A 25401-nucleotide genomic window follows, 5' to 3' on the forward strand; every position below is an offset into this window, starting at 1 on the left:
CCGCATGATCAATCAAGCAGGTGACAAACCGTCGCTCAGCGCGGCGGCAGCAGGCTGGGCAGCGGCCAGCGCTTGACCGTCCACCAGGCATAGCCGCCCAGTGTGGCCGACAAGCCCAGCGACACCACGAAATAACCGGCCGGACCGATGGCGGCCATCACCGCCGAGCACAATAGCGGCCCCAGCGTGCCACCCAGCGCATACACCATCAGCAGCGAGGCGCTGACCTCCACCCGATGGCGCGCTGGCATGGCATCGTTGGCGATGCCGCTAAGCGTGCCGTAAAAGGTAAAGGCCACCGACACATACACCATCACCAGCGGCAGCATCCAGCCGGTGTTCAGCAACTGGGTCAGGATCAGCGACAGCACCGCCACCACCAGTGCGCAGCGCGCCAATAGTGTGGCGCGGTCGCTGCTGTCAGCCCATTTGCCCATCGGCCATTGCAATAGCGGTGCCGCCAGCAAGGCCAGGCCCATGAAGCTGGCAATGTCCGCGGGCGTGCGGCCGGACTGGCTGAGCATGGCCGGCAGCATGGTATAGAAGGCACTGTTGAAGCAACCGGCCAGCAAGGCTCCGGCCAGACTGAGCGGGGCACGCCGCCCCAGCAGGCGCAGGGTGCGCATGGCCCGCGCCAGCACATTGCCCGGCGGCTGTGCCGCCAGCACTTGCGGACGCTGCTGGGTCAGGGTGACCGGGATGATGGCCAGGGCAAACAGCATGGCCACGATGATGAAGGGCCAGCCAGCCTGGCTGAACGGCAGCTTGAGCAGCCACTGGCCGGCACTGGCGCCCAGATAGCTGATGATCAGGTAGAGCGAAAACAGCTGGCCGCGCTGGCTGTTGCTGACACAGCCGTTAAGCCAGCTTTCCACCACCATGTAGATGCCCACCATGGCCAGACCATTGCCCAGCCGCGCCAGCAGCCACAGCCAGGGCGTGGTGAACAGCGCCTGGCACAGGGTCAGCACGCAGATGATGGCGGTAAGCGCGGCAAAGGCACGGTGATGGCCATACTGGCGGATCATGCCGCTGCAAAAGAAACCGCCCATGAAAAAACCGGCATAGTAGGCCGACTGCACCATGCCGGCCACCGCTACCGGCACGCCATTGGCCAGCAGGCTGAGCGAGGTTTCGGTGCTGCCCAGCGCATTGCCCACCACCAGCAAGGCATAGGCCAGCAACAGGCTGGCCACCGCCCGCAGCATGCTGCGCCAGCTACGCTCCACCACCGTCAGCCCATCCATGCGCATGCCACCCCTTGTCACGCCGGTTCAAAACAATGTCATTATGCTGCCACATCAGCAGCCCTGCTGTTCACCATCCGACCTGTGCGACCTGGCTTGCGCATGGCACGCGGCATGACGGGACAAACAGAAACCGCCCACAGGGAAGTGGGCGGCCTCTTGTCATACCGCTGCCGTGGCGCTTCAGCCGGCCAAAGGCTGTAACGCCCGCTTTTCGACAAAGCGCTGCACATAGTGATCGGCAGGTCGGGTGAGGATATCAGTTGGCGTGCCGACCTGCACCAGCTGACCGTCACGCAGGATGGCTATGCGGCTGCCAATGCGTAGCGCTTCGTCCAGATCATGGCTGATGAACACGATGGTCTTGTGCAGGCTGGACTGCAACTGCAGCAATTGTTCCTGCATCTCGCTGCGGATCAACGGGTCCAGCGCGCTAAACGCCTCGTCCATCAGGATGATCTCGGTATCCGCGGCCAGCGCACGCGCCAGGCCAACCCGCTGCCGCATGCCACCGGACAGTTCATCCGGATACTTGGCCTCATAGCCGGCCAGCCCCACCTTGCCCAGCCAGTTGCCGGCCCGCGCCAGAGCCTCGCCGCGCGCCACCCCCTTGGTCAGCAGCGCATAGGCGGCGTTTTCCAGCACGGTCTGGTGCGGCAACAGGCCAAAGCCCTGGAACACCATGCTGATCTTGTTACGGCGCAAGTCCTGCAATTGTTTTTCGTCATAACGCAGGATGTCTTCGCCATCGATCAGGATTTCACCGCTGCTAGGATCGATCAGGCGGTTCAGATGCCTGACCAGCGTGGATTTGCCCGAGCCGGACAGCCCCATGATGACAAAGATTTCCCCAGCCTCGATGCTGAGGCTGACATCGATCAAGCCGACATTGGCACCGGTCTTTTCCAGCACCTCGGCCTTGTCGCAATGCTGGCGCAACAAGGCCATCACCCGCTCGCCCTGTGGCCCGAACACCTTGTATACATGGCGCACTTCTATCTTGCTCATGCTGTTGCTCCTGCCGTTTTTTTCAGCCGCAGCGCCTTTTTCAGCCGGCCGTCCTGCCCATAAGCCTGGCTGATGCGGTCGATGACGATGGCCAGGATGACAATGGCCAGGCCCGACTGCATGCCCTTGCCCATATCCATATTGTTGATGCCGGCCAGCACATCCTCACCCAGGCCGCGCGAACCGATCATCGAAGCGATCACTACCATGGCCAATGCCATCATGATGGACTGGTTGACGCCGGCCATGATGCTGGGCCGGGCCAGCGGCAGTTGCACGCCAAACAGCAATTGCCAGCGGGTGGTGCCAAAAGAACGGGCAGCCTCCAGCAAGTCGCCATCCACCTGGCGTATGCCCAGATCGGTCAGCCGCACCAGTGGCGGCAAGGCATAGATGACCGTGGCGAAGATGGCCGGCACCTTGCCCAGGCCAAACAGCATCAGCACCGGAATCAGGTAGACAAAGGTGGGCAGGGTCTGCATGACATCCAGCACCGGCACCAGCAGCCAGCGCAGGCGCTGACTGCGCGACATCATGATGCCCAGCGGCACGCCGACCAGCATGGTCAGCACGGTGGCCACCACCATCAGTGCCAGGGTCTGCATCAGCTTGTCCCACAAGCCCAGGCAGCCTATCAGGTACAGACCGGCCACCATCAGCGCGGTCACCCCCTTGCGGCGGGTGCCGTGATAACACAGCACGGCCACCGTCAATAACACCAGTAGCGGCGGCAGGGCGAGCAAGGCCTGTTCCAGCGGCACCAGCAAGGTGGTGAGCAAAACGGCCGTCAACTGATGGAACAGGTCGCCGTATTCGCGTACCAGCCAGCTGACAAACTGGTTGATGCTGTCGGCAAACGAAAACTGCAGAAATATATCCGGCATGGAATCATCCTTTTCATGCGAATCCGAGACACCGGTCGCCGTACTGTGGACCGGTGTCGCCGCCTCACTTCACCGCCTGCTGCACCTTGACGGCGACATCGGCCGGCATCCAGGCCTTCCAGAGGGCGGGCTGCTGCTTGAGGAATTCACGCGCCGTCGTCTCAGGGCTCTGCTTTTGTTCGCTCATTCGGGCGATGGTGCGGTTAAGCAGTTCCGGGCTGAGTTTCACCTTGTTGATGAAGGCAACGATGGCCGGCTCGGCTGCCATGAAGTTGCTGGCGATGCCCACCTGCAAGGTGGTCGCCGGCGTGGCGGAAGGGCAAGGTGCCTCGCCCTTGTTGGCCTGCAGGGTGGGCCAGCACCTGGCGTTGTAGGCTGGCTCCCGGAGCTGGATGAACCGGTAGCGCCCCATCAGCGTGGCCGGTGCCCAGTAGTAGAACAGCACCGGCTTGCCGCGCTCATAGGCCGAGGCAATCGCCGCATCCATGGCCGACCCCGTACCGGCGCGGAAATTGGTATAGCTGCTCTCCAGCTGGTAGGCCTTCAGCTTCTGGGTATTGATGCGCTCGCAATCCCAGCCGCTGGGACAGTTCAGAAAGCGTCCCTTGCCGGGTTCTTCTTCATCCTTGAACAAATCCTTGTAGCGCGGCAGATCCGCCACCGACTGCAAAGCCGGTGCCATGGGCTTGATGCCGCGTCGCGCATCACCCTTGATCACATAATCCGGTACGAAAAAGCCCTCATAAGCACCGCCTTGCAGCAGATCGCCAATCAGTTTGATCTTGCCGGATGCCAGACCCTTCTTGATGATGTCGGTGCGGTTCCATTGCTCGGTCCACAGCTGCAAATCGCCATTGACCAAGGCCGTTTCGGTGGCTGCGGTGCTGCCCGGTACGGTTTCAACCTGGCAGCCATAGCCGGTGCGAATGATTTCGCTGATGAGGGCGGCGTAGAATTGCCCCGACTCCCAGGTGATGCCGGCCAGCCTGACTGGCTTGCCGGCGGCACACCAGCTGCCTGCCATGCTGGGGCTGCTGCTGGCCAGCAGCAGCATGGACAGGGTGCATCCGAGTAAATGTTTGCCTTGCATATTGTCTCTCCTGTTGTTCTCTTTGGCTTGAAGGTAGTACCGGGGCGTCAGGTGCGGTTCATGAGCTTCCCCTTTCCCGAGAGTGGAGTTGCGGCTAGTGGCAATGGCATCACAGCCCGCCAAAGCACAGGTATTTGCTTTCCAGATACTCGTCCATGCCGTAGCGTGAGCCTTCGCGCCCCAGGCCGGACTGCTTGATGCCGCCAAAGGGGCCTACTTCATTGGAAATCAGGCCGGTGTTGATGCCCACCATGCCGCATTCCAGCTGCTCGGCCACCTGCCAGGCGCGCGCCAGGTCGCGGCTGTAGAAATAGCCGGCCAGGCCGAATTCGCTGTCATTGGCAGCGCGGATCACCTCGTCGATGTCATCGAAGCAGAACAGCGGGGCCAGCGGACCAAAGGTTTCTTCACGGGCAAACAGCATTGCCGGGCTGGCATCGGCAATGACCGTGGGTTCAAAGAAGCTGCCGCCAAGGGCATGGCGCTGCCCACCGCACAGCAGCCTCCCTCCTTTGGCCAGGGCATCGGCAATGTGCTCTTCCACCTTGGCCACGGCCCTGGCGTCGATCAACGGCCCCTGCGTGCTGCCCGGCGCCATGCCATCGCCCACCTGCAAGGCCTGTACCGCAGCCACCAGCTTGGCGGCAAAGCGCTCATACACCGCGCGCTGCACATAGATGCGGTTGGCGCAGACGCAGGTCTGACCGGCATTGCGGAACTTGGACACCATGGCGCCTTCCACGGCGGCATCCAGGTCGGCATCCTCAAACACGATGAACGGGGCGTTGCCGCCCAGTTCCAGCGACAGTTTCTTGATGGTGGGGGCGGATTGCGCCATCAGCTGCCGCCCGACTTCGGTCGAGCCGGTAAAGCTGAGCTTGCGCACCAGAGGGCTGGCGGTCAGCACCTCGCCGATCAGCGTGGCCGAACCGGTCAGGACATTGAACAAGCCGGCGGGGAAGCCAGCCTGTTCGGCCAGCCAGCCCAGTGCCAGTGCGGTCAGCGGGGTCTGACTGGCCGGTTTCAATACCATGGCACAACCGGCAGCAAAGGCCGGGGCGGCCTTGCGGGTGATCATGGCTGCCGGGAAATTCCATGGCGTGATGGCCGCAGCCACACCGACAGGCTGCTTGAGCACCACGATGCGTTTGTCCGCCTGCGGGCTGGGCGCCACATCGCCATAGCCCCGTTTGGCCTCGTCGGCAAACCAGTCCACAAAGCTGGCGGCATAGGCGATTTCGCCGCGCGCTTCGCTGAGCGGCTTACCCTGCTCGCTGGTGAGAATGACCGCCAGGTCCTGCTGATTGGCCATGATCAACTCATACCAGCGCCGCAGCAGCACAGACCTGGCCTTGCCGGTCTGCAACTTCCACTGCGCCTGGGCTGCGGCAGCCGCGGTGATGGCGCGCCGGGTTTCCGCCTGGCCCATGGCGGGTACCCGGGCAATCAGCTCGCCATTGGCCGGCTTATGCACCGCCAGATGCTGGCCATCGTCGGCATCCAGCCACTGGCCGTTAATCAGCGCCTGCTGGCGCAGCAGTGCGGGATTGTGCAAGGGGAGCATGGTGTATTCCTCAGCGGGGCGTGCGCGGAATGCGCTGCGCATTGTGGTGGTCGTTGATCACATCGCACGGGGTGTAATGGCGGTCGATTTCAAAACACTCGGCATCGCTCAGCCGCAGGTCCAGCGCCGCAACCGCCAGCTCCAGCTGGGAGACGGCATCCGCGCCCACCAGCATGGAAGTCACCCCCGGCCGCTGCAGCACCCAGGCCTGGGCGACTTGCGCGGCGGCCACGCCACGCGCGGCGGCTACCCGCTCCACCGCCTTGCCAATCTGCCAGGACACTTCGTCGCCGTAGAATTCCTGGGTGAAATTGTCGGTCTGCTTGCGCAGCGAATCGGCGGCACCGGACAACAGGCCGCGTGCCAGCGGGCTGAACGGCGTCACCGCAATGCCCTGATCCTGGCAGTAGGGAATCATTTCCCGCTCTTCCTCGCGGTAGGCAGCATTCAGCTGGCACTGCATGGAGATGAAGCGGGTCCAGCCATTGCGTTCCGCCACATGCTGCATCTTGGCAAACTGCCAGGCGTACATGGTGGAGGCGCCGATATAGCGGGCCTTGCCGCTTTTGACGATGTCGTGCAGGGCGGCCATGGTTTCTTCGATGGGCGTGTCCGGATCGAAGCCATGCACGATGTACAGGTCCAGATACTCCGTACCGATGCGCCGCAGCGAAGCATCAATGGCATCCAGCAGATGCTTGCGCGACAGGCCGCCATCATTGGGGCCCTTGCCCATGGCGTAAAAAGCCTTGCTGGCCAGCACCAGCTGTTCGCGCCGGGCATGTTGCAGCAGGGTGCGGCCGACCACCTCCTCGCCGACACCCAGCGAGTAGAAATCGGCCATATCGAAGAAATTGATGCCCAGCTCCAGCGCCCGCAGCAGGATGGGACGGCTCTCCGCCTCATCCAGCACCCAGGGCCGCCATTGCGAACTGCCAAAGGACATGGTGCCCATGCACAGGCGGGACACTTTCAGACCGCTACGACCCAGATTGAGGTATTGCATGGCGGTCTCCTCAGGCTGCGCTGTCGAAAAAGGGATTGGCCGGCCGCGCGCTGGCTGCCGCCGCCTGTTGCAGCGTGGGCAGATTGGCCATGGCACGCTGGATGGCTTCGCGGGTGGCTTGCAGATTATTGGCGAACACCTGGCTGGCATTGTCTGCGCTCCAGTTCACCCATACCGCGGCCACCACCGCCCAGTCGTTTTCGGCCTCGGGCGGCAAGCTGCCATCCAGCAGGCAGTCCTGCACCCCCTTGGCCACGCCAGCCTGCGCCGGGCCCCAGGTCATGGTTTCGTGGGTTTCGCCGCGCAGATCGGCCTTGGCCACGAACAGGGTGGCCGGCTTGACCGGCACATTGGGTTGCAGGCAGGCCATGAAGGGGATGTAACCCAGCCGTGGTGCAGCCAGGCTATTGGCCAGAGACTGGCCTACCGGGCCGCTGCGCGGGCCGATCAAGACATTGATATGTGCTGCATTGGGTCCGCTGCCGACAAAGGATTCGCCGATATGCATGATGCTGACTCTCCAAGGGGAGTGAGAAAACAGGGTGAGTGAGAAAACAGGGTGAGTGACTGAGCAAACGGCTCACCACGCCAGGCCGTAGCGCGCCCTTGCTCCAGGGGGCTGCCGGGTGCTGCTGCCGCCCTGCCCGTTTGCTGTTTGGCCGGTGTTGTGGTGAAGGATTGCTTCGGTTTGCAGCAGAGTAATCGCTCTAATTGACGCGCCACAATGCAGTCAATTTGAGTAAATGACTGCATACAATTCCGCGACAAGCACTGCTACCATGCCGACAGCGTCATCACGGCCCTGCCGGCCCCGCGAGGAAATCATGGATCTGGTATTGCGCATCAAAAGCTGGCTTCCCGACCTGGAAAGCTGCGCCCAGCCTCGCTATCAGGCTATCTGCGATGCCATCTGCGCAGTCATCGATGGCGGCCAGGTTGTCATTGGGGAAAAGCTGCCGCCCCACCGTACCCTCTCCAGCGCCCTGCACGTTACGCCAGGCACCATCAGCCGGGCCTACGCCAGGCTGGAAGAACAGGGGCGGGTCATGTCGCGCATTGGCGACGGTACCTATGTACTGGCACGACAGGTCGCCAGTGACGGACCGAACGACTTGACGCAGCAGGGGGATGAGGGGCTGATCGACCTGGGACAGAACGTGATTGTGGCGGTAGGACAAGACCTGGCACTGGCGCAAACCCTGCTGGATATCAGCCAGGATGCCGAGGCGCAGCGCCGGGTACTGGACTACCAGCCGGAATGCGGCCATCCCCGCCATCGGGCGGCGATTGCCGGCTGGCTGCGCCGCTTCGGCCTGGCAGGCGAGGCTGACCGGGTGGCCATCACCAATGGTGCGCAGCATGCGCTGGCCTGCCTGTTTCGCATTCTCACCATGCCGGGAGATACCGTGCTGTGCGAAGCGCTGAGCTATCCCGGCATCGTGGCATTGGCCCAGCAGATGCGCTTGCAACTGATAGGCGTGGAGGTGGATGAGGAAGGGCTGATTCCGGAGTCACTGGAGCAGATGTGCCGCGCCGTCAACTCGCGCGTGCTGTTTTGCGTGCCTACCTTGCACAATCCCACCACCGCCACCATGAGCGAAACGCGGCGGCGGCAGATTGTCGATATCGCCCGGCGCCAGCATTTGCAGATTATCGAGGATGCCACGCCTGCGGCCATTCTGCGCGACCCGCCCCCTGCCCTGGCCGCCTTGCTGCCGGAACAGGTGTTTTTTGTCTGCAGCCTGTCCAAATCGGTGTCGCCGGGGCTGCGGGTGGGCATGGTACAGGCGCCGCATGCCTGGTCAGGCAAGCTGGCCGCCATCATTCGCGCCAATTGCTGGATGGCGACGCCGTTATCGGTGGAAATTGCCTGTCGCTGGATGGAAAACGGTGTGCTGCACCAGTTACTGCAGGCACAGCGCCTGGATATTGCCTACCGGCGCAGCCTGGCCGAACCGTTGCTGCAGGGCCTGCCCATGCTCAGCCACCACGGCAGTCCGCACCTATGGCTGACGCTGCCGGCACCATGGCGCAGTACCGAGTTCGGCACCATGCTGCGGCGACGCAAAGTGATCATCAAGCTGGGCGATGCCTTTACCGTGGGCCGCACCGCGCCGCCGCATGCGGTCAGGCTGTGCCTGAGCGGCAGCGCCGATCCCTTGCAGATGGAACAGGGGCTGCGCATTATCGCCGCCACCCTGCGCGATGGGCCGGAAGGTTATTTCGCCTCGGCCTGAGCCGCCGGCTCAGCCTATGCGCGCGGCCAGCTGCCTGGCCGCCTGGATCAGGGCGCTGGAATAACTGCGGCTGGCCGGCTCACTCAGTTCATCACTGGCAACACAGATGCTGATGGCCGCTATCGGCTCATGGCTCAGATTGACCACCGGCGCGGCCAGGCAGCTGACGCCGCTCTCGATTTCCCCGTGGGTCACGGCATAACCCAGGCGCTGGGCCCGTTCCAGCTGGCTGCGCAGCTCCTGCGGCGCGGTCAGGTACTCGCCATCCAGATAGGCTTGCAGATAGTCCGTGCTGCGCAGGCTGAGAATGGCCTTGCCGGCAGCCGCACGGTGCAAGGGCAGGGTCTGGCCGATATAGGAGTGGAAGCGGTGGCTGAGTGCGGACTCCAGCTTGGCCACCACCACCACGGTATTGCCCACCGGCATGCTCAGCAGCACGGTTTTGTGTACTTCGTTCTTGAGGATTTCGGCAATCGGGTGGAAATAGGGAATGATGCTTTGCCGGCCATAGATGGTGGAGGCCATCTGGAAAATCTTCGCGCCGATGCAGTAGGACTTCTTGCGCCCCGGATCCATCACCACCAGCTGGGCCTGTAACAGGCTGCCCAGAATACGGTAGCAGCTGGCAACGGGAATACCGGTCTGCGCACTGATCTCGGCCTGGGTCAGCGGGTAGGAGGCATTGACCAGCAACTGCAAAATGGCAATGGAGCTGTCGACAGCAGGTGCGGTTGGTCGCGCTGGCAAGATACTTGTCCTGTGACAAAGCCCTGTGCTGTCGGCTCAGGCAGCCAGCGCAGGGCCTGGTTGATAACAATGGTGGCGGCTAGGCGGCTCAGCGCCAGTCTTGCAAAATCATGGCCGCCGCCTTTTCCGCCACCATCATCACCGGCGCATTGGTATTGCCGGAGGTGATGTTGGGAAAGATGGAAGCATCCACCACCCGCAGCCCGGCCACCCCATGCACTTGCAGCCGGTGCGAGACCACCGCGCTGGCCGGATCGGGGCCCATGGCACAGCTGCCGCACAGATGATAGATGGAACCGGACTCCTCGCGGAAGAAGCGCAACATGCTGTCATCGTCCGCCACCCGGCTGGCTGGCGACACTTCTTCCACCGTGATGCGGCGCAAGGCCTCGGCCTGCATCAGGCGGCGGATGAAACGGCTGCCCTGCACCGCCTCGCGGCGGTCCTTGTCGGTGGACAGATAATTGGGACGGATGCTGGCCGCGACCCCGGGATCGCGGCTGCTGATGGCAACCGCGCCCCGGCTGCTGGGGCGGCAGGGGTTGAAGCACACCAGAAAGCCGGAATAGGGTTCGGGCTTGAGCGCCGCCTTGGCGTCCTTGGGAATGCTGTAGGACAGCGGATTGAAATACAGTTGCAGATTCGGCCGCTCCTCCTGTTCACTGCCGCGGAAAAAGCCCCCGGCCTGATTCACGCTCAAGGCCAGCGGCCCTTTGCGGGTAAAGGCATAGCGCAAGGCCGCCAGCCCCTGCCCCCACAGACTGCCCAGCTCATCATTCAGCGTCTTGCAATTGGCACGGTAGTAAAAGGACACGCACAGATGGTCTTGCAGATTCTGCCCCACCGCCGGCAGGTGCTGGCGCAGGGGAATGCCCAGCCCTTGCAGCAAGGCGGCATCACCGATGCCGGACAATTGCAGCAGCTTGGGTGAATCCACCGCACCGGCAGCCACAATGACCTCTTTACTGGCAAAAAACTGGCGTGCCACGCCGTTTTGCCGGACCGCAACGCCATTGGCACGGCCCGTCTCGTCAAACAGGATGGCTTCGGCCTGACAGTGGGTCTCGACCGTGAGATTAGGCCGGCTCATGGCCGGATGCAGATAGGCCGCGCCACTGGATGCGCGTTCGCCATGCTGGATATTGGCCTCGTAAATGCCCGCGCCTTCAAACCGGGCGGCATTGAAGTCGTCGTTAAGCGGCAAACCCAGCTGTTGGCAGGCTTCCAGATAATTCTGGCAGATGGGATGCGCCTGCTCGCGCATCGGGGTGATGCCGATCAGCCCCTTGCTGCCATGCCAGGGCGTATCGCCAGCCGGATGGTTTTCCAGCTGCTTGAAGTAAGGCAGCACATCGCGGTAGCCCCAGCCCGGATTGCCTGCGGCCTCCCAGTCATCGAAATCGGCCGGCTGCCCGCGCACATAGATCATGGCATTGATGGCACCGGAACCACCCAGCACCTTGCCACGCGGTGCGTACAGTTTGCGCCCGGCCAGCTCGGCCTCCGGCTCGGTGTAATACATCCAGTTGGTTTGCGGGTTGTAATAGTTTTTGACATAGCCCACCGGCAGGCGGAACCAGAAGGAATCATCCTTGCCGCCGGCCTCCAGCAACAACACGCGATGCTGGCCGGACTCGCTCAGGCGGCTGGCCAGGATGCATCCGGCAGAACCCGCGCCCACGATGATGAAATCGTATTGCTGGCTCATAGGCTTTTATCCGTATTCCAGCGGTTCTTCCAGGCAGCGGATGACTGCGTCCGCACATCAAACGGCTTGGGGTCCATCAGCAGGTGCAGGCGTTCACCCTGATAAGGCGAATGCGCCTTGACCACCTCCATGTTCAGCTCCACGCCAAGGCCAGGTTCGGTCGGCGGGATGATGAAGCCTTCCTCCCAGCGGATAGGCTGCTTGAGCACCTGGGAATGGAAACCATCCCAGGTCATGATGCTTTCCTGGATCAGGAAATTGGGCGTGGCGGTCGCCAGTTGAATGCTGGCAGCGGCACCGACCGGCCCGTTATACAGATGCGGCGCAATCTGGGCGTAATAGCCTTCGGCCATGCCGGCAATTTTCTTGGCTTCCAGAATGCCGCCCACCCGTCCCAGATTCATCTGCAAGATGGAGGCCGCGCCCTTTTGCAGCAGTTCCAGGAATTCATACTTGGTGGTCAGCCGCTCGCCGGTGGCAATCGGGATGCTGGTCTTGCTGGCCACTTGCGCCATGGCATCGGCCTGGCCGGGGGGGACTGGTTCCTCAAACCACAGCGGGTCGTATTGCTCCAGCCGTTTCGCCAGGCGGATGGCCGAGGCCGGCGTCATCTGGCCATGGGTACCAAACAACAGATCGCACTTGCTGCCGACCGCCTCGCGGATCCTGCGGCAGAACAGCTCACACTGGTCCATCACCTCCAGCGACAGATGATGGCCGGAATACACGCTATAAGGCCCGGCCGGGTCGAACTTCAGCGCGGTAAAACCTTGCTGCATGTATTGCGCGGCGCATTCCGCGGCCAGATCAGGGTCGTCATAGTCGTACTGACCATGGGCATTCCTGGGATAAAGATAAGTGTAGGAGCGCAGCCGCTCATTCACCTTGCCGCCAATCAGCTGGTAGACCGGCTGATTGGCCGCCTTGCCGATGATGTCCCAGCAGGCCATTTCCAGCCCGCTGGCAATGCCCATCATGCTCAGGTCCGGGCGCTGGGTGAAACCGCTGGAATAACACTCGCGGAAGAAGCGCTCCACCTGATGCGGATCATGGTTCAGCAGATAGCGCTCGAACACATCGCTGATGGCCGGCACCATCACCTTGGGATGGAAGGTGGCGGCATACACTTCGCCCACGCCCTCGATACCGCAATCGGTTTTCAGCGTGACAAAAATCCAGTACATACCGCCAACATGTGGCGGAGGAACCGCGACGACATGTGTTTCCATGGAGATGATCTTCATCACACAGACTCCCGTTGTTTATTCAGATGTTTGAAGTAAAACACTGCAACCGTGCCCAGCAAGCCGCAGCAGGCGATATAAGCAAAATAGAAACGGGTGCTATCGATGCCGGGATAATGTGCGGCAAACGCCGCATTGATCATGGGCAGGAAAATATCCGGCAAATAACCGATCACCGAAATCAGGCCGATGGCCAGGCCGGTCACCGACAGCGGCACCCGGCAGGCATCCAGCAAGGACCAGTACAAACCGCGGATGGCATAGGTCAGCACGCCGAGCAGCAGCACCAGTGCCAGCAGGAAATAAAGACCGGCACTGCCCGGAAAAAAGATCAGGCCAAACAGGCTGAGCGAGGAAAACAGCATGCTCAGCCCCAGCACACCTTCCTTGGAAAAACGGTCGCCGAGAAAACCGCCACCGATCCCGCCGATGGGACGCATCCACAATTTGGTGACGGTAATGAAGCCGGCAGCCACTGCGCTCATGCCATAGCCCTGCTGCAAATAGGCCGAAAAGGAATAGGTGGCCCAGAACAGCTGGTAACCGCAGAAGATGATCAAGGCCAGCAGCCAGACTTGCGGTATGGACAGCAACAGCCGCAAGTCGGCCAGCACCGTGTTCTGGCGTTCAGCCTTGCTGTCGCGCTCGGCCACGCCCTTGTCCAGGAATAGCAGAATCAGTACGGCAATGCCCAGGCAGGTAAAGGAATACAGATAAATCACCTGCCGCAGTGCCAGCCTGGCGTCTTCTCCCTGCTCGACATGAAAGGCAAAGATGGCCAGCGCAATGGAGGCCAGCACCGCTTCGACCAGGCCACGACCACCATCCAGAATGCCAAAGAAACGCCCCTGCTCATTGGCCGCGGCCAGCATCTTCACCCCCTTGAGCAGGGCCGCCCAGAAGGTAAGCCCCGCCGCCAGCCCCCAGCCGACAAAGATGAACTCCAAAGACTGATACGGTGGGAAAGTGGCAAACCACAAGCCCAGACCGCCAACCACAGACAAGGAGAAGGCAATCAGCAAGCGCGGAGGAAAACGGTCGGCCAGCCAGCCACTGGGCAAATAACTGAGGGCATACACCACGCCCAGCATGGAATAGAACACCCCCAGATCGCTGCTGCTGATGCGGAAGCTTTGCAGGATGGTGGTTTCGAAGTTTTGCCGCAGGTATAGCAAGGGATAGATGGCACCTGCGGCCAGCAGCAGCAAGCCAAACTGGAAATAGCGCAGACGATTGCGGGCATGCAGCGGCGCTGCTGTCGCCAAAGAGTCAGCATGATTCATCTTGATGGTGTCTCCTGCTGCACCGCAGGACTTTTATCCGGCCTTATCGCTTGGCCATCCTGTCGTGTGCAGACTTGTTGTGATGCCGGCTGAATGACCGGGAGTAAGCTCAGTACTTCAGGACGACCAGCCGCGTCTGGGTGAACTCCAGCATGCCGTGCTTGCCGTCGTCGCCCCCCAGCCCGGAGCGTTTCCAGCCGGCGTGGTAGCCCTGGTAAGGATCCGCGGGGGTGCGGTTGACATAGAGCTCGCCGGCTTCGATGTGGTTGGCAAAACGCATGGCGGTCCGGTAGTTTTCGGTGTACAGCACCGAGGCCAGGCCAAACTGGTGGTCATTGGCCAATTGCAAGGCTTCGTCGGCACTGCGGTATTTCAGGACACACAGCACAGGGCCGAAAATTTCTTCCTGCACGATTTCCATGTCCTGACGACAGCCGGTGAGCAAGGTGGGCGGGTAAAAATAACCAGGGCCTTCCGGAATGAACCCACCGGTTTCCAGCGTGGCCCCGTCATCCACCGCACGCGCCACCATCTGGTGGATGTTCAGCCGTGCCGTGGCATTGACCAGCGGGCCCATATAGTTGGGATTATCGGCACGGTTGCCATACTGGCGGACAGCAAAACGCTGTTTGAGCAGGCGGACAAAATCTTCATACACCTCCTCCTGCACATACACGCGCTCGACCGAGGTACACAGCTGCCCGCAATGGCTGAGAGCCGAGCCGACGATGTCATTGGCCGCCTGCAGCAGATTGGCATCGGCCTCGATGATGGCCGGCGTCTTGCCACCCAGTTCCAGCGATGACTTGGCGATATTCACCTGGGAATACTCCAGCACCTTGCGCCCGGCCCCCACGCTGCCGGTCAGGGTGATCATGCCCACCTTGGGATGCGTGCACACCGTTTCCGCCACCACATGGCTCATGGTCAGGATATTCACCACCCCGGCAGGCAGGCCGGCATCCAGCACCGCCTGGGCAATTTCAAAGGCCGAGCACGGTGTGTTGTTGCTGGGACGCACCACCACGGTATTGCCGGTGATCAGTGCTGGCGCAATCTTGCGCAGCAAGGTGTAGACGGGAAAGTTGAAGGGAATGAGGCATGCCACCACCCCAATGGCTTCGCGCAGCAGCAGCAGGTTTTCCTGCGGGGTGTCACTGGGAATGACCTCCCCTTCGATACGCCTGGCCCACTCGGCGTGAAAGCGGGTGATTTCAGCCGCATAGCCAGCTTCGGCCGTGGCATCGCTCAGGCTCTTGCCAGACTCGGCAGCCAGCGCAGCGCCGATCTGCGGCGAACGCGCCTGCAATGCCTCAGCCAGTTTGTGCAGGTACTGGCCACGCTCACAGGCCGGCAAGGCGGCCCAGGCTTTTTGCGCTGCCGCCGCGGCATCCACCGCATGTCGTGCTTCGGCAGGGGTGGCTGCCGACACCTTGGCTTGCGCCTGGCCGGTGGCAGGATCCAGCACAATGAAACCGGCATCACTGTCCGGCGTGATAAAGCAGTTGTTGATGAAATTCTGGTAAGTGCGCATCAGGCCAAACCCCTCGATTAGAGTATTAGCCCTATCAAACCAGCCACCGACCGCGCGGTCAAAATAATTTCAGATATGAATAATTTATTTTACCAGTGAAATTTCCTGCCTATTTGAACAGGCAGATTGACTGGCGAGAGGCCGTAAACAGGCCCTCAACTCACTGGTCGCGCTGCCGCCAGGCGGCCAGCTCGCTCAGCTTCAGCCCGCGTGGAAAGGGGCGGTGTTTGCCGTGGGCAATGCGTTGCGAACGGTAAATACCGCTATGGCCGGAAAAATAATAGCTGGCCACGCAAGCCAGTGCGGCGTAAATACCCACCTCGCTACCAAACAGCTCCATGGCCATGAAGGTGGAGGCCAGCGGCGTATTGGCCGCGCCGGCAAACACGGCGACAAAGCCCAGTCCGGCCAGCAGGGAAAACGGCAGCTGCAACAGCGGTGACAAGGCATTGCCCAGCGTGGCACCGATGAAAAACAGCGGGGTCACTTCGCCGCCCTTGAAACCACTGGCCAGCGACAGCACGGTCAGGCCCAGCTTGGCGGCAAAATCATAGGGCGGCAGCGGCTGCTGGAAGGCCTCGACGATCACCGGGATACCCAGGCCGACAAAACGATCCGCCCCTGTCGGCCAGACAATGGCCAGCAGCAACACACCGCCCAGCAAGGGGCGCAGCGGCGGGTACTTCAGCAGTTGCTTGATAACTGCGGCCAAGGCATGGGTGCTGTCGGCAAACAGCTTGCCGACCAGGCCAAACAGCGCCCCGGCCGCCAGCGTGGCCAGCAGCGTCCAGCCACTGATGGCCGGAATGAATTGAATGGCATAGTGGGTATGCTGCACGCCCCAGGCCAGGCCCACCTGGTCGGCCACGATGGCCGCCAGCAGGCAGGGAAACAGCGCGTCGTAGCGCATGCGGCCTATGGCCAGCACTTCCAGCGCAAACACCGCACCGGCCAGCGGCGTGCCGAATACCGAAGCGAAACCGGCAGCGATGCCACACATCAGCAGGATGCGCCGGTCGGCATTGCCCAGTCGCAGCACATGGGTGATCTGGTCGGCCAGCGCCCCGCCCATCTGCACGGCGGTGCCTTCGCGCCCGACCGAGGCGCCAAACAGATGCGACATCACCGTGCCCCACAGCACCAGCGGCACCATGCGCAGGGGAACGATACGGGTGGGGTCGTGGATTTCGTCGATCAGCAGGTTGTTGCCCGCTTCCACCCGGCTGCCATAGCGCAGATAGACCCAGCCAACCACAAAGCCGGCCAGCGGCAACAAGCACAGCAAATAGCGGTGGCTGTCACGCATGGCGGTAGCCCACACCAGGCTGTGCAGGAAAAAGGCCGAGGCCGTGCCCGCCAGCAAGGCGACAACACAGGACAGCAGCAGTAATTTGGCCATGCGCGGCAGCATGGCAAGGGTTTCACAGCGGGAAATGGCAGACATGGCGTTCTTCTGAATAGCAAAACAGGGTCACCACCCGGTACTGACGCGCGCAAGCCTGCAGCATCCCCAATACCGGGAATCATGCAGGCATCATCAGCCCGGACGGGCGGTTTGCTGCCACCGCCGCGTCAGGTCGTGCGGCAGGACAAGCGGGAGGCATGCCATCTCCCACAAAGAACAGCCATGCTAGCGGCAAAGCCCGAGCGAGACAAGCAAAAAGCCGGATGGCTCCCCAGGAGCCATCCGGCTTGGCACAAGGCACTGCATCCGCGCCTGGTCAGCCCAGGGTGTCGCCTTTCTCGTCACGGGTCTTATACAGCGAATACAGCACGCCGCTGACCAGCAGGCCCAGTGTCACCACCAGTGACACGCCGGTGGGAATGTGGAACTGCACCAGCTGGATGTCGTTGAGATACACCAGCCCCACTTTCACCCCGATGAACACCAGCACGATGGCCAGCGAATACTTGAGGTATTCGAAGCGGTGCACCATGGCCGACAGGGCAAAGTACAGCGCACGCAGGCCGAGGATGGCAAAGATGTTCGAGGTGTAGACCAGGAAAGGATCCTGGGTGATGGCGAAAATTGCCGGAATGCTGTCCACCGCAAACACCAGGTCGGCGCTTTCCACCAGGATCAGCGTCAGCAGCAGCGGCGTGGCCCACCAGCCACGGGACAGACCGTGCTGTTCACCACGCACCAGGAAATGATGGCCATGCAGGGTGGGCGTGAAGCGCAGGTGGCGGCGCAGCCACTGATAGAGCTTGTTGTCATCCAGCGAGGGATGGCCCTCCTCCTTGCCCAGCAGCATCTTGATGCCGGTCAGCAGCAGGAACAGCCCGAACAGCACCAGCACCCACTTGAACTCGGCCACCAGCACCGCGCCCAGGCCGATCATGATGGCACGCAGCACGATCACCCCCAGAATGCCCCAGAACAGCACCCGGTGCTGGTACAGCCGTGGCACCGCCATGCCGCTGAAGATCAGCGACATCACGAAGATGTTGTCCATCGACAGCGATTTTTCCACCAGATAGCCGGTAAGGTACTGCATGCCGGCATCGCCGCCGCGATACCACCATACCCAGCCGCCAAAAGCCAGGCCCATGGCGATGTAAAACGCCGACAGCTTGAGGCTTTCCTTGACGCCAATCTCGTGGTCGTCCTTGTTGAGCACGCCCAGGTCAAACAGCAGCAAGGCCGCCACGATGGCCATGAACATCAGCCACATCCAGAGCGGTGTGCCGGCAAACAACATATTCAACCATTCCATCATCTTGTTCTTTCACGATAACGCAGCCTGCACCGAAGCCGGCCGCGGGGTAAAACGGCGATGAGCAGGACCAGCCTGCTCATCGTCATGTACTCAGGCGATACGGCGGCTTAGCGCACAGCTTGCAGCGCGGCGATGCGCGACTCCAGCGAAGGGTGGCTGGACAGCAGCCCCATCAGGCCGGCGCCACCGGCGATGCCGGAGGCCGCCATGTTCTGCGGCAGCTCGCCGGCATGCACGCCACCCAGGCGGTGCAGCGCGGCAATCATCGGCTGCGGGCTGCCCAGCAGCCTGGCCGCACCGGCATCGGCACGGTATTCACGCTGACGCGAGAAATACATCACGATAAAGGATGCCAGAATGCCAAACACGATTTCACACACGATCACGGTGATGAAGTAGCCAATGCCGGTGCCGCTGGACGACTCCTCGTCGTTGCGGCGCAACAGGTTATCCACCAGATAGCCCACCACGCGCGCCAGGAAGAACACGAAGGTGTTGACCACACCCTGGATCAGCGTCAGCGTCACCATGTCACCGTTCTGGATATGGGCGATTTCATGCGCCAGTACCGCTTCGACTTCCTGCTCGGTCATCGAGGACAGCAGGCCGGTGGACACCGCCACCAGCGAACTGGACTTGCTGGCACCGGTGGCAAAGGCATTGGGCTCGCCTTCATACACGGCGACTTCCGGCATGGGCAGGCCGGCGCGGTCGGCCAGCTTGCGCACGGTAAACAGCAGCCAGCGTTCGGTTTCGTTACTCGGCTGCTCGATGACGCGGGCACCGGTACTCCACTTGGCCATGATCTTGGACATCCATAGCGAAATGAAGGCACCGCCGAAACCCATCAGTCCGGCAAAGGCCAGCAGGCTGCCCATGTTCAGGCCGCCAGCGGTGATAAAACGGTTGATGCCCAGCAACTGGGCGGCGATGCTCAGCACCAGCATCACCGCGATATTGGTGGCGATCAGCAAGATCACGCGTTTCATGATCAGTCCTCTCAGTAGTGGTGAATGACAGGCCGGCGCTGAGTGCCGGCCCGCATGAAGCAGATGCTGCATGATAGAGCTTTCCAGCCGACGAAAAAATCAAATAAACTAGTAATATTCATCAGATTTTTTCGAATAATCATGCTCAGCGATCTCAATTACAAGCATCTGCACTATTTCTGGGCGGTGGCCCGTGCCGGCAGTGTCACGGCGGCGGCACGGCAGCTGGGCATGACGGCACAGACCGTCAGCGGCCAGATCTCGCGGCTGGAACAACATATCGGCCGCGCCTTGTTTACCCAGCAGGGCCGTGGCCTGGTGCTGACCGAAGCCGGCCGCATGGCCCTGGGCTATGCCGACCGGATTTTCCAGCTGGGGGAAGAATTGCAGGAAATGCTGGCCGACGAGCAACTGGACCACACCCTGCGGCTGAGCAGCGGCATCAGCGATGTGCTGCCCAAGAGCATTGCCTACCGCCTGCTGCAACCCGCGCTGGCCTTGCCACAGCGCGTCAGGCTGCATTGCACCGAGGGGGCGTTCGACCAGTTGCTGCACGAGCTGAGCAGCCACAGCCTGGACCTGGTGCTGGCCGACCGCCCGGCACCGGCAGCGGCACAGCAGACGCTGCAATCCTATTTGCTCGCCCGCTGCCCGGTGATGATTTTCGCCACGCCGGCACTGGCCGAGCGCTACCAGCCGGGATTTCCGCACAGCCTGCAGCGGGCACCGCTATTGCTGCCCAGCCGCGACAATGTGCTGCGCGGCCAGCTGGAACACTGGCTGGACGAACGTGGCATTCGCCCGGACATCGTCGGGGAATTCAAGGATGGCGCACTGCTGCATACCTTTGGCGAACAGGGTGCCGGCCTGTTCCCGGCGCCGGCCTTTGCCGCCAGCGATATCACCGGCAGCGGCAAGCTAAGCCTGCTCGGCCCGGTGACCGGCGTGGAAGAGCAGTATTACGCCATTGCCAACCGCCGCAAATTGCAGCATACGGCGGTACAGGCGATCATTCAGCCTGCCGTGTCGGAATAATCGCCAGGCGGAAAAGTACGGTTCTGCTGTGCGATTTTTCCCTGGGAAACTGAACCAGCAGTATATCAGCATGGTCTGATTTGACTGCTTACGCCGCTCGCTGCCAAAAACGGCGATGACTACTGTTGTTCTGCCGGCGAATTATCCATACTGCATGACAAGCCGGCTGCCCGCAGCCGGCATACACTGGCCTGACACTATCTGACTGAATGACCAATTTGCCCAATCCGACTCTCGATGCCATCTTTCAAAGCCTGAGCGCAGGCGAGTGCAGCGGTGCTGCCGCACTGGCCGACCTGGTGCGCAGCCTGCGCCCGTCCAGTGCCACCGATCATGAACAGGCGGTGATGAATCTGCGTGCGCTGGCCTGGCTGCTGGAGCACCACCCGGCATATCGCCAGGCACTGCGCACTGCCCTGCTGGAACTGCTGACCCAGACCCGGCAGATACCGCTGTATACCGAATCGGGCATTCTGGCCAATACCGGCTTTTTCTCCACGCTGTCCAAGCGGGTGGGTGAACGGCTGCTGCCCATGCCCATTCGCGAAGATTCGCTGCAGGACCGCTTCGGCCGCCTCTTCCGCTGGAAGCAGGACCACATCTGGCTGGCTGGCATCCCGGATGAAACCTGGCAGCAGCTATGGCAGGCCATGGCCTGGCAGGAAGAAGCCGACCGCGCCGGCTGGGTACAGACCCGCCTGCAAATGGTGGAGGCGGTACAGATCCTGTCGGCCCGCGTCACTGCCATCGGTCTGGAACCGGAGCTGGTGCGGGTGTATCCGGAAATCGAGCGCTTCGAATCGCCCTTCCTGCACCTGAACGCCGCCGTGCTCAGCTATGCCGACAGCTATCGCCGGGCGCTGGCCGATGACACGCCGCAGGCAGAAGACGACAAGCATGTGCTGGTGCTGCTGGATCAGTGCGAGGAAATACTGGGGAAAATCCGCAAGAATGCCTCGCGCAACGGCATCTCGGTCAACCTCACCTATCAGGCCCTGCGCCTGCTGCAAAGCCTGCACCGCCTGCGCGCCCTGCTGGCGCTGCTGGAGCCGGGCCACGATCCGGGACACAACCCGGCACTGTTTCATCTGATTCAGGATTTCGCCCGCGCCGAAAACCGCAAATACAGCGTCAGCGATGTATTCAAGTCCAATACCGAGCTGCTGGCACTGCAGGTAACCGAGCATGCCGGCCGCCACGGCGAACACTATATTGCCGAATCGCGCCGGGAATGGGCGGGCATGGCCAGGGCGGCCATGGGTGCCGGGCTGATCGTGGGGGTGATGGCGCTGATCAAGCTGCTGCTGGCCCAGGCCCACCTGCCACTGCTGTGGGAAGGGCTGTCCTATGGCCTCAACTACGCCATCGGCTTCATCATCGTGCAATTGCTGCATTTCACCATTGCCACCAAACAGCCGGCGATGACCGCCGCCCGCATTGCCGCCGCCCTGCACCAGCAGGAAAAAAGCGGCAGCAAGGTGCCGCTGGATGAGCTGGCCGAGCTGGTGGTCAAGGTGATGCGCACGCAGTTTGTCGCCATCCTGGGCAATGTGCTGCTGGCCATTCCCACCGCCGCCCTCATCGCCCTGGGCTGGCAGGCAGTGTTCGGCCAGCCGGTGGTTGGCACCGCCAAGGCGCAACACCTGCTGCACGATCTGGACCCGCTGGGCAGCCTGGCCCTGCTGCATGCCGCCATTGCCGGGGTCTATCTATTCCTGTCCGGGCTGATTGCCGGCTATTACGACAACAAGGCCATCTACCGGCGCATCCCGGAACGCCTGGCCGCCCATCCGCTGTTGAACAAGCTGCTGGGCAAGCATCGCGCCTGGAAGCTGGGACATTATGTCGAACACAATCTGGGGGCACTGGCCGGCAACTTCTATTTCGGCCTGTTCCTCGGGCTGACCGGCACCATCGGCATCATTCTCGGCCTGCCACTGGACATCCGTCACATCACCTTCTCCGCCGCCAATCTGGCATTCGGTCTGGTGGCGCTGGACTTCCAGCTGCCCTTGGGGATGATTGCCCTGTACTGCGGCGGCGTGGCGCTGATCGGCTTCACCAATCTGGCGGTCAGCTTCAGCATGGCCTTGTGGGTGGCGCTGCGTTCGCGCAAGCTGAGCGGCCGCCAGGTGCTGCCGCTGCTGCCGCTGTTGCTCAAACGCTTTATCCGCCAGCCGCTGCAGTTCTTCATCCCGCCCGCTGCGCCGCGCCCGGCGACGGACGAGGCCGCCGGGGACAAGCCGGCCGGTTCCTGAGCAGCCCACAAGCCAGCGCCAGGCCCGCTTTCAGCCGGGCTTGCGCCAGCGCTGATTGCGTCGGCCCAGCAGCCGCTCCAGCAGGCTGAGCAGCAAGGACAGCCCGGCCGAGCTCAAGACCACCAGCGTGGCCATGGCCGCTGCCGCAGCGGTATCGCCGGCATCGTCCATGGTGATGATGGACACCGCCGCCAGGCTGTGTTCCGGCGTCATGATGAAGATCAGCGCGGACAGCGTGGTCATGGCCGACACAAACAGAAAGCGCGCCACATCCACCAGCGCCGGCAGGCAGACCGGCAGGCTCACCCGCCACCAGGTCACCCAGAACGGCACTTTCAGCGAAGCGGCCACCGCTTCGAACTCGCCATCCAGCTGCTTGAGTGCCGTGGCGGCGGTCAGGTGCGCCGTGGTATAGAAGTGGGCAATGCAGCACAACACCATCAGGCCCAGGCTGCCATACCAGCCATGCAGCGGATTGGCCGGATGATTGAAAAAGAACACATAGCCCAGGCCCAGCACCAGCCCCGGCACCGCCATCGGCAACATGGCCAGAAAGCGCAGCAGGCTGCGCCCCAGCGCCATGCCCGGCAGTTTTTCGCAGACACAGGCCCCGACAAACACCAGCAGGCTGCCCAGCACTGCCGTGGCCGTGGCCAGCTGCAGGCTGTTGACATAGGCCGACCAGCCGCCGCCATCCACCGTGTCGAACTGATAATGGGCCAGGGTAAAGTCCAGATTGTACGGCCAGTACTTGATGAAGGACGCCGCCACCCCCACCCCCAGCAGCGCCAGCAGCAAGAGGCTGATGGCCAGCAACAGCAGCAGGGCGCAGGCATCGCGCAGCCATGATGGTGCCGGGGCAAACGGCTGCGCCCGCGCGGTCAGCGCCGCCTGCTGCCGCCTGGCCATGCGCCGCTCCACCAGACAGGACAGGATGGCCGGCAGCAACAGCAGCAAGCCCACTACCGCCCCGCGCGGAAAGTTCTGCTGGCCGATCACCTGCTTGAAGGCTTCCACCGCCAGTACATTGAAATCGCCCCCCACCACCTTGGGCACGCCGAAATCGGTCAGCACCAGGGTAAACACCACCAGCCCCGCCGAAACCAGCCCGTAACGCACCCCGGGCAGGGTGATGGTGAGGAACTGGCGCAGGGGTCCGGCCCCCAGCACCCGGCCAGCTTCGTATAGCCGGGCATCGGCAGCGGACAGCGCCGTCATGATGATCAGCAAGGCATGGGGAAAGGTGTAGAACAACTCGCCCAGCACCACGCCCCAGAAGCCGTAGATATTGCCGCCGTGCAGCCAGTCCTTGAGCAGGCCCTGGTTGCCGAACAGGTAAACCAGCGAAATGGCCGGCATCAGCGACGGCGCCAGCAGCGGCGACAGGCCGATCTGCCGCCACAACCCCCTGCCCCACAGCCGGCTGCGCAGCAGGGCCCAGGCAAAGGCAAAGGCCAGTGGCAGCACCAGTGCGGTGACGGTCAGCCCCAGTTGCAGGCTGTTGCTGCTGGCGCGCATCAGGCCCGGTGATTGCAGCACCTGGGCAAAATTGACGAGGCCGACAAAGCCGCCGTCGCCATCCTGTACCGCCTTGGCAAAGATAAACAGCAAGGGCAGGCCCAGCCCCAGCAGCAACACCGCCACCAGCGCCCACAGCAGCAGGCTGGCAATGCGCGCCTCGCCTGCGATGCCGGTCTGCCCGCCACGCGGCCGCCAGCGTAATACCGCGCTCAGCATGGCAGGTCTCCGGCAAAGGCCAGCAGGCGGGCCGCCGGCAGTTCCACCGGCACGATCTCCCCCGGCACCAGCGGCTGGCGGTCCAGCATGCCGGGACAGACTTCGGCATACAGCACCTGGCCGGGCATGCCTTCCGGCAACAGGCGGATGCGGGTCAGCGCACCGCCAAAACTGATATTGTCGACGCGGGCCAGCACGGTATTGGGCGCGTTTTCCCAGCGCGGCTTGATGATGACGTCCTCCGGCCGCAAAAACAGCTGCAAGGCCGGGGCTGGCGGCAGTGGCTGTTGCAGCCGCAGCGCATGGTTGCCCACGCGTACCTCATGCGCGCCGCAGGCCGTGGCCGGCAGCCAGTTGGCCTCGCCGACGAATTCCGCCACAAAGCGGCTGCAGGGCTGGCGGTAGATTTCCGCCGGCGTGCCGATCTGCTCGATCCGGCCAGCATTCATCACCACCACCCGGTCGGCAATGGCCAGCGCCTCTTCCTGATCATGCGTCACCATCAGCGTGGTCACCCCCAGGCGCTGCTGCAAGCCTTTCAGCTCCTCGCGCAGCTTGTCGCGCACCCGGGCATCCAGCGCCGACAGCGGTTCATCCAGCAACAGCAGGCCGGGCGAGGTCGCCAGCGCGCGCGCCAGTGCCACGCGCTGCTGCTGGCCACCGGATAATTGCGCCGGGTATTTGTCCTCGGCACCGGGCAGGCCCACCATGTCCAGCAGCTCGCGTACCCGCAGGCGGTGGCGTTGCCGCTCATGCCGTGGCTTGAGCCCGTAGGCGATATTGTCCGCCACGCTCAGGTTGGGAAACAGCGCATAGCTCTGGAAGACGATGCCGTAATCACGCTGCGCCGGTGCGGCACGGGTGATATCGCGCGCTTGCAGCGCAATGCTGCCGGCATCCGGCAGATCAAGCCCGGCAATCAGGCGCAGCAAGGTGGTCTTGCCGCAGCCGGAAGGCCCCAGCAGACAGACGAACTCGCCCTTGCGTATGGATAGCGATACCGCATCCAGCGCGGTAAAACTGCCAAAGCGGCGGGACAGCCCGCGCATGGTCAGGTGATCGCTCAAGCCGTGTTCGGCCGGTTTCATGAAACACTCCTTCTGCCACCGC

The 25401-nt window shown here is 62.5% G+C and carries 20 protein-coding genes and 1 riboswitch; of the genes, 3 read left to right on the top strand and 17 right to left on the bottom strand.

All coding sequences use genetic code 11. The features are described 5' to 3' along the window. Positions 1 to 35 precede the first annotated feature (35 nt). From DFR38_RS03125 to fae, 7 genes are all read right to left on the bottom strand, one after another. A complete protein-coding gene (locus DFR38_RS03125) occupies positions 36 to 1247 on the bottom strand; it encodes an MFS transporter (protein ID WP_158527680.1) in 1212 nt (403 codons plus the stop codon). 183 nt (positions 1248 to 1430) lie between these two features. Further along, positions 1431 to 2255 (bottom strand): quaternary amine ABC transporter ATP-binding protein, encoded by an 825-nt coding sequence (locus DFR38_RS03130; protein WP_059287060.1) that lies wholly within the window; start codon positions 2253 to 2255, stop codon positions 1431 to 1433. Beyond that, the gene (locus DFR38_RS03135) at positions 2252 to 3139 is read right to left on the bottom strand and encodes an ABC transporter permease (RefSeq protein WP_059287061.1); all 888 of its coding nucleotides are present in this window, start codon (positions 3137 to 3139) and stop codon (positions 2252 to 2254) included. Before DFR38_RS03135 ends, DFR38_RS03130 begins: the two co-directional genes overlap by 4 nt. A 64-nt stretch (positions 3140 to 3203) precedes the next feature. After that, positions 3204 to 4229 (bottom strand): ABC transporter substrate-binding protein, encoded by a 1026-nt coding sequence (locus tag DFR38_RS03140; RefSeq protein WP_110312976.1) that lies wholly within the window; start codon positions 4227 to 4229, stop codon positions 3204 to 3206. Positions 4230 to 4338: 109 nt separating this feature from the next. Then, on the bottom strand, positions 4339 to 5793 hold the full coding sequence (locus DFR38_RS03145) for an NAD-dependent succinate-semialdehyde dehydrogenase (protein ID WP_059287062.1): 1455 nt from the start codon (positions 5791 to 5793) through the stop codon (positions 4339 to 4341). A gap of 10 nt (positions 5794 to 5803) precedes the next feature. Then, positions 5804 to 6799 carry an aldo/keto reductase gene (locus tag DFR38_RS03150; protein WP_110312977.1) on the bottom strand — a complete coding sequence of 332 codons (996 nt, stop codon included), beginning with the start codon at positions 6797 to 6799 and terminating at the stop codon, positions 5804 to 5806. A 10-nt stretch (positions 6800 to 6809) separates the two neighbouring features. Beyond that, positions 6810 to 7307, bottom strand: coding sequence for a formaldehyde-activating enzyme (gene fae, locus DFR38_RS03155; protein ID WP_110312978.1), 498 nt, complete (start codon positions 7305 to 7307; stop codon positions 6810 to 6812). A gap of 316 nt (positions 7308 to 7623) precedes the next feature. Between fae and DFR38_RS03160 the strand changes: the two genes are divergently transcribed. Continuing rightward, entirely contained in the window at positions 7624 to 9036 is a 1413-nt protein-coding gene (locus DFR38_RS03160; RefSeq protein ID WP_158527681.1) for an aminotransferase-like domain-containing protein, read from the top strand. A 9-nt stretch (positions 9037 to 9045) separates the two neighbouring features. On the opposite strand, the gene DFR38_RS03165 is transcribed toward DFR38_RS03160, so the two are convergent. The 8 genes from DFR38_RS03165 to htpX all read right to left on the bottom strand — a co-directional run bounded on the left by DFR38_RS03165 (position 9046) and on the right by htpX (position 19261). After that, complete coding sequence (locus DFR38_RS03165) at positions 9046 to 9783, bottom strand: IclR family transcriptional regulator (RefSeq protein WP_199052778.1); 738 nt, start codon at positions 9781 to 9783, stop codon at positions 9046 to 9048. Between the two features lie 88 nt (positions 9784 to 9871). Then, positions 9872 to 11491, bottom strand: a complete 1620-nt coding sequence (locus DFR38_RS03170) for a GMC family oxidoreductase (protein WP_059286376.1) — start codon at positions 11489 to 11491, stop codon at positions 9872 to 9874. Beyond that, a complete protein-coding gene (locus tag DFR38_RS03175) occupies positions 11488 to 12735 on the bottom strand; it encodes a mandelate racemase/muconate lactonizing enzyme family protein (RefSeq protein ID WP_110312979.1) in 1248 nt (415 codons plus the stop codon). The genes DFR38_RS03170 and DFR38_RS03175 overlap by 4 nt, the downstream gene beginning before the upstream one ends. Then, positions 12735 to 14018: an MFS transporter gene (locus DFR38_RS03180; protein WP_204377492.1), complete on the bottom strand. Its 1284-nt coding sequence runs from the start codon at positions 14016 to 14018 to the stop codon at positions 12735 to 12737. Before DFR38_RS03180 ends, DFR38_RS03175 begins: the two co-directional genes overlap by 1 nt. A gap of 109 nt (positions 14019 to 14127) precedes the next feature. Next, positions 14128 to 15552: an aldehyde dehydrogenase gene (aldA, locus tag DFR38_RS03185; protein ID WP_059286377.1), complete on the bottom strand. Its 1425-nt coding sequence runs from the start codon at positions 15550 to 15552 to the stop codon at positions 14128 to 14130. Between the two features lie 160 nt (positions 15553 to 15712). After that, positions 15713 to 16996: a voltage-gated chloride channel family protein gene (locus DFR38_RS03190; protein WP_059286378.1), complete on the bottom strand. Its 1284-nt coding sequence runs from the start codon at positions 16994 to 16996 to the stop codon at positions 15713 to 15715. A gap of 77 nt (positions 16997 to 17073) precedes the next feature. Further along, a riboswitch (Fluoride riboswitch) is annotated at positions 17074 to 17174 on the bottom strand. Positions 17175 to 17273: 99 nt separating this feature from the next. Then, positions 17274 to 18269, bottom strand: a complete 996-nt coding sequence (locus DFR38_RS03195; protein WP_059286383.1) for a TerC family protein — start codon at positions 18267 to 18269, stop codon at positions 17274 to 17276. Positions 18270 to 18379: 110 nt separating this feature from the next. Then, the gene (htpX, locus tag DFR38_RS03200; protein ID WP_110312980.1) at positions 18380 to 19261 is read right to left on the bottom strand and encodes a protease HtpX; all 882 of its coding nucleotides are present in this window, start codon (positions 19259 to 19261) and stop codon (positions 18380 to 18382) included. 141 nt (positions 19262 to 19402) lie between these two features. On the opposite strand from htpX, the gene nhaR reads away from it, so the two are divergent. Both nhaR and DFR38_RS03210 read left to right on the top strand, forming a co-directional pair. Further along, positions 19403 to 20296: a transcriptional activator NhaR gene (gene nhaR / locus DFR38_RS03205; protein WP_059286379.1), complete on the top strand. Its 894-nt coding sequence runs from the start codon at positions 19403 to 19405 to the stop codon at positions 20294 to 20296. Between the two features lie 209 nt (positions 20297 to 20505). Beyond that, positions 20506 to 22554 carry a site-specific recombinase gene (locus DFR38_RS03210; protein ID WP_110312981.1) on the top strand — a complete coding sequence of 683 codons (2049 nt, stop codon included), beginning with the start codon at positions 20506 to 20508 and terminating at the stop codon, positions 22552 to 22554. A gap of 30 nt (positions 22555 to 22584) precedes the next feature. Here the strand turns inward: DFR38_RS03210 and DFR38_RS03215 are convergent, their stop codons facing one another. Both DFR38_RS03215 and DFR38_RS03220 read right to left on the bottom strand, forming a co-directional pair. Beyond that, a complete protein-coding gene (locus DFR38_RS03215; RefSeq protein ID WP_110312982.1) occupies positions 22585 to 24291 on the bottom strand; it encodes a putative 2-aminoethylphosphonate ABC transporter permease subunit in 1707 nt (568 codons plus the stop codon). Beyond that, positions 24285 to 25379, bottom strand: a complete 1095-nt coding sequence (locus tag DFR38_RS03220) for a putative 2-aminoethylphosphonate ABC transporter ATP-binding protein (protein ID WP_059287394.1) — start codon at positions 25377 to 25379, stop codon at positions 24285 to 24287. The genes DFR38_RS03215 and DFR38_RS03220 overlap by 7 nt, the downstream gene beginning before the upstream one ends. Positions 25380 to 25401 lie beyond the last annotated feature (22 nt).

It is taken from the genome of Aquitalea magnusonii (genome assembly GCF_003202035.1).
GTDB lineage: Bacteria > Pseudomonadota > Gammaproteobacteria > Burkholderiales > Chromobacteriaceae > Aquitalea > Aquitalea magnusonii.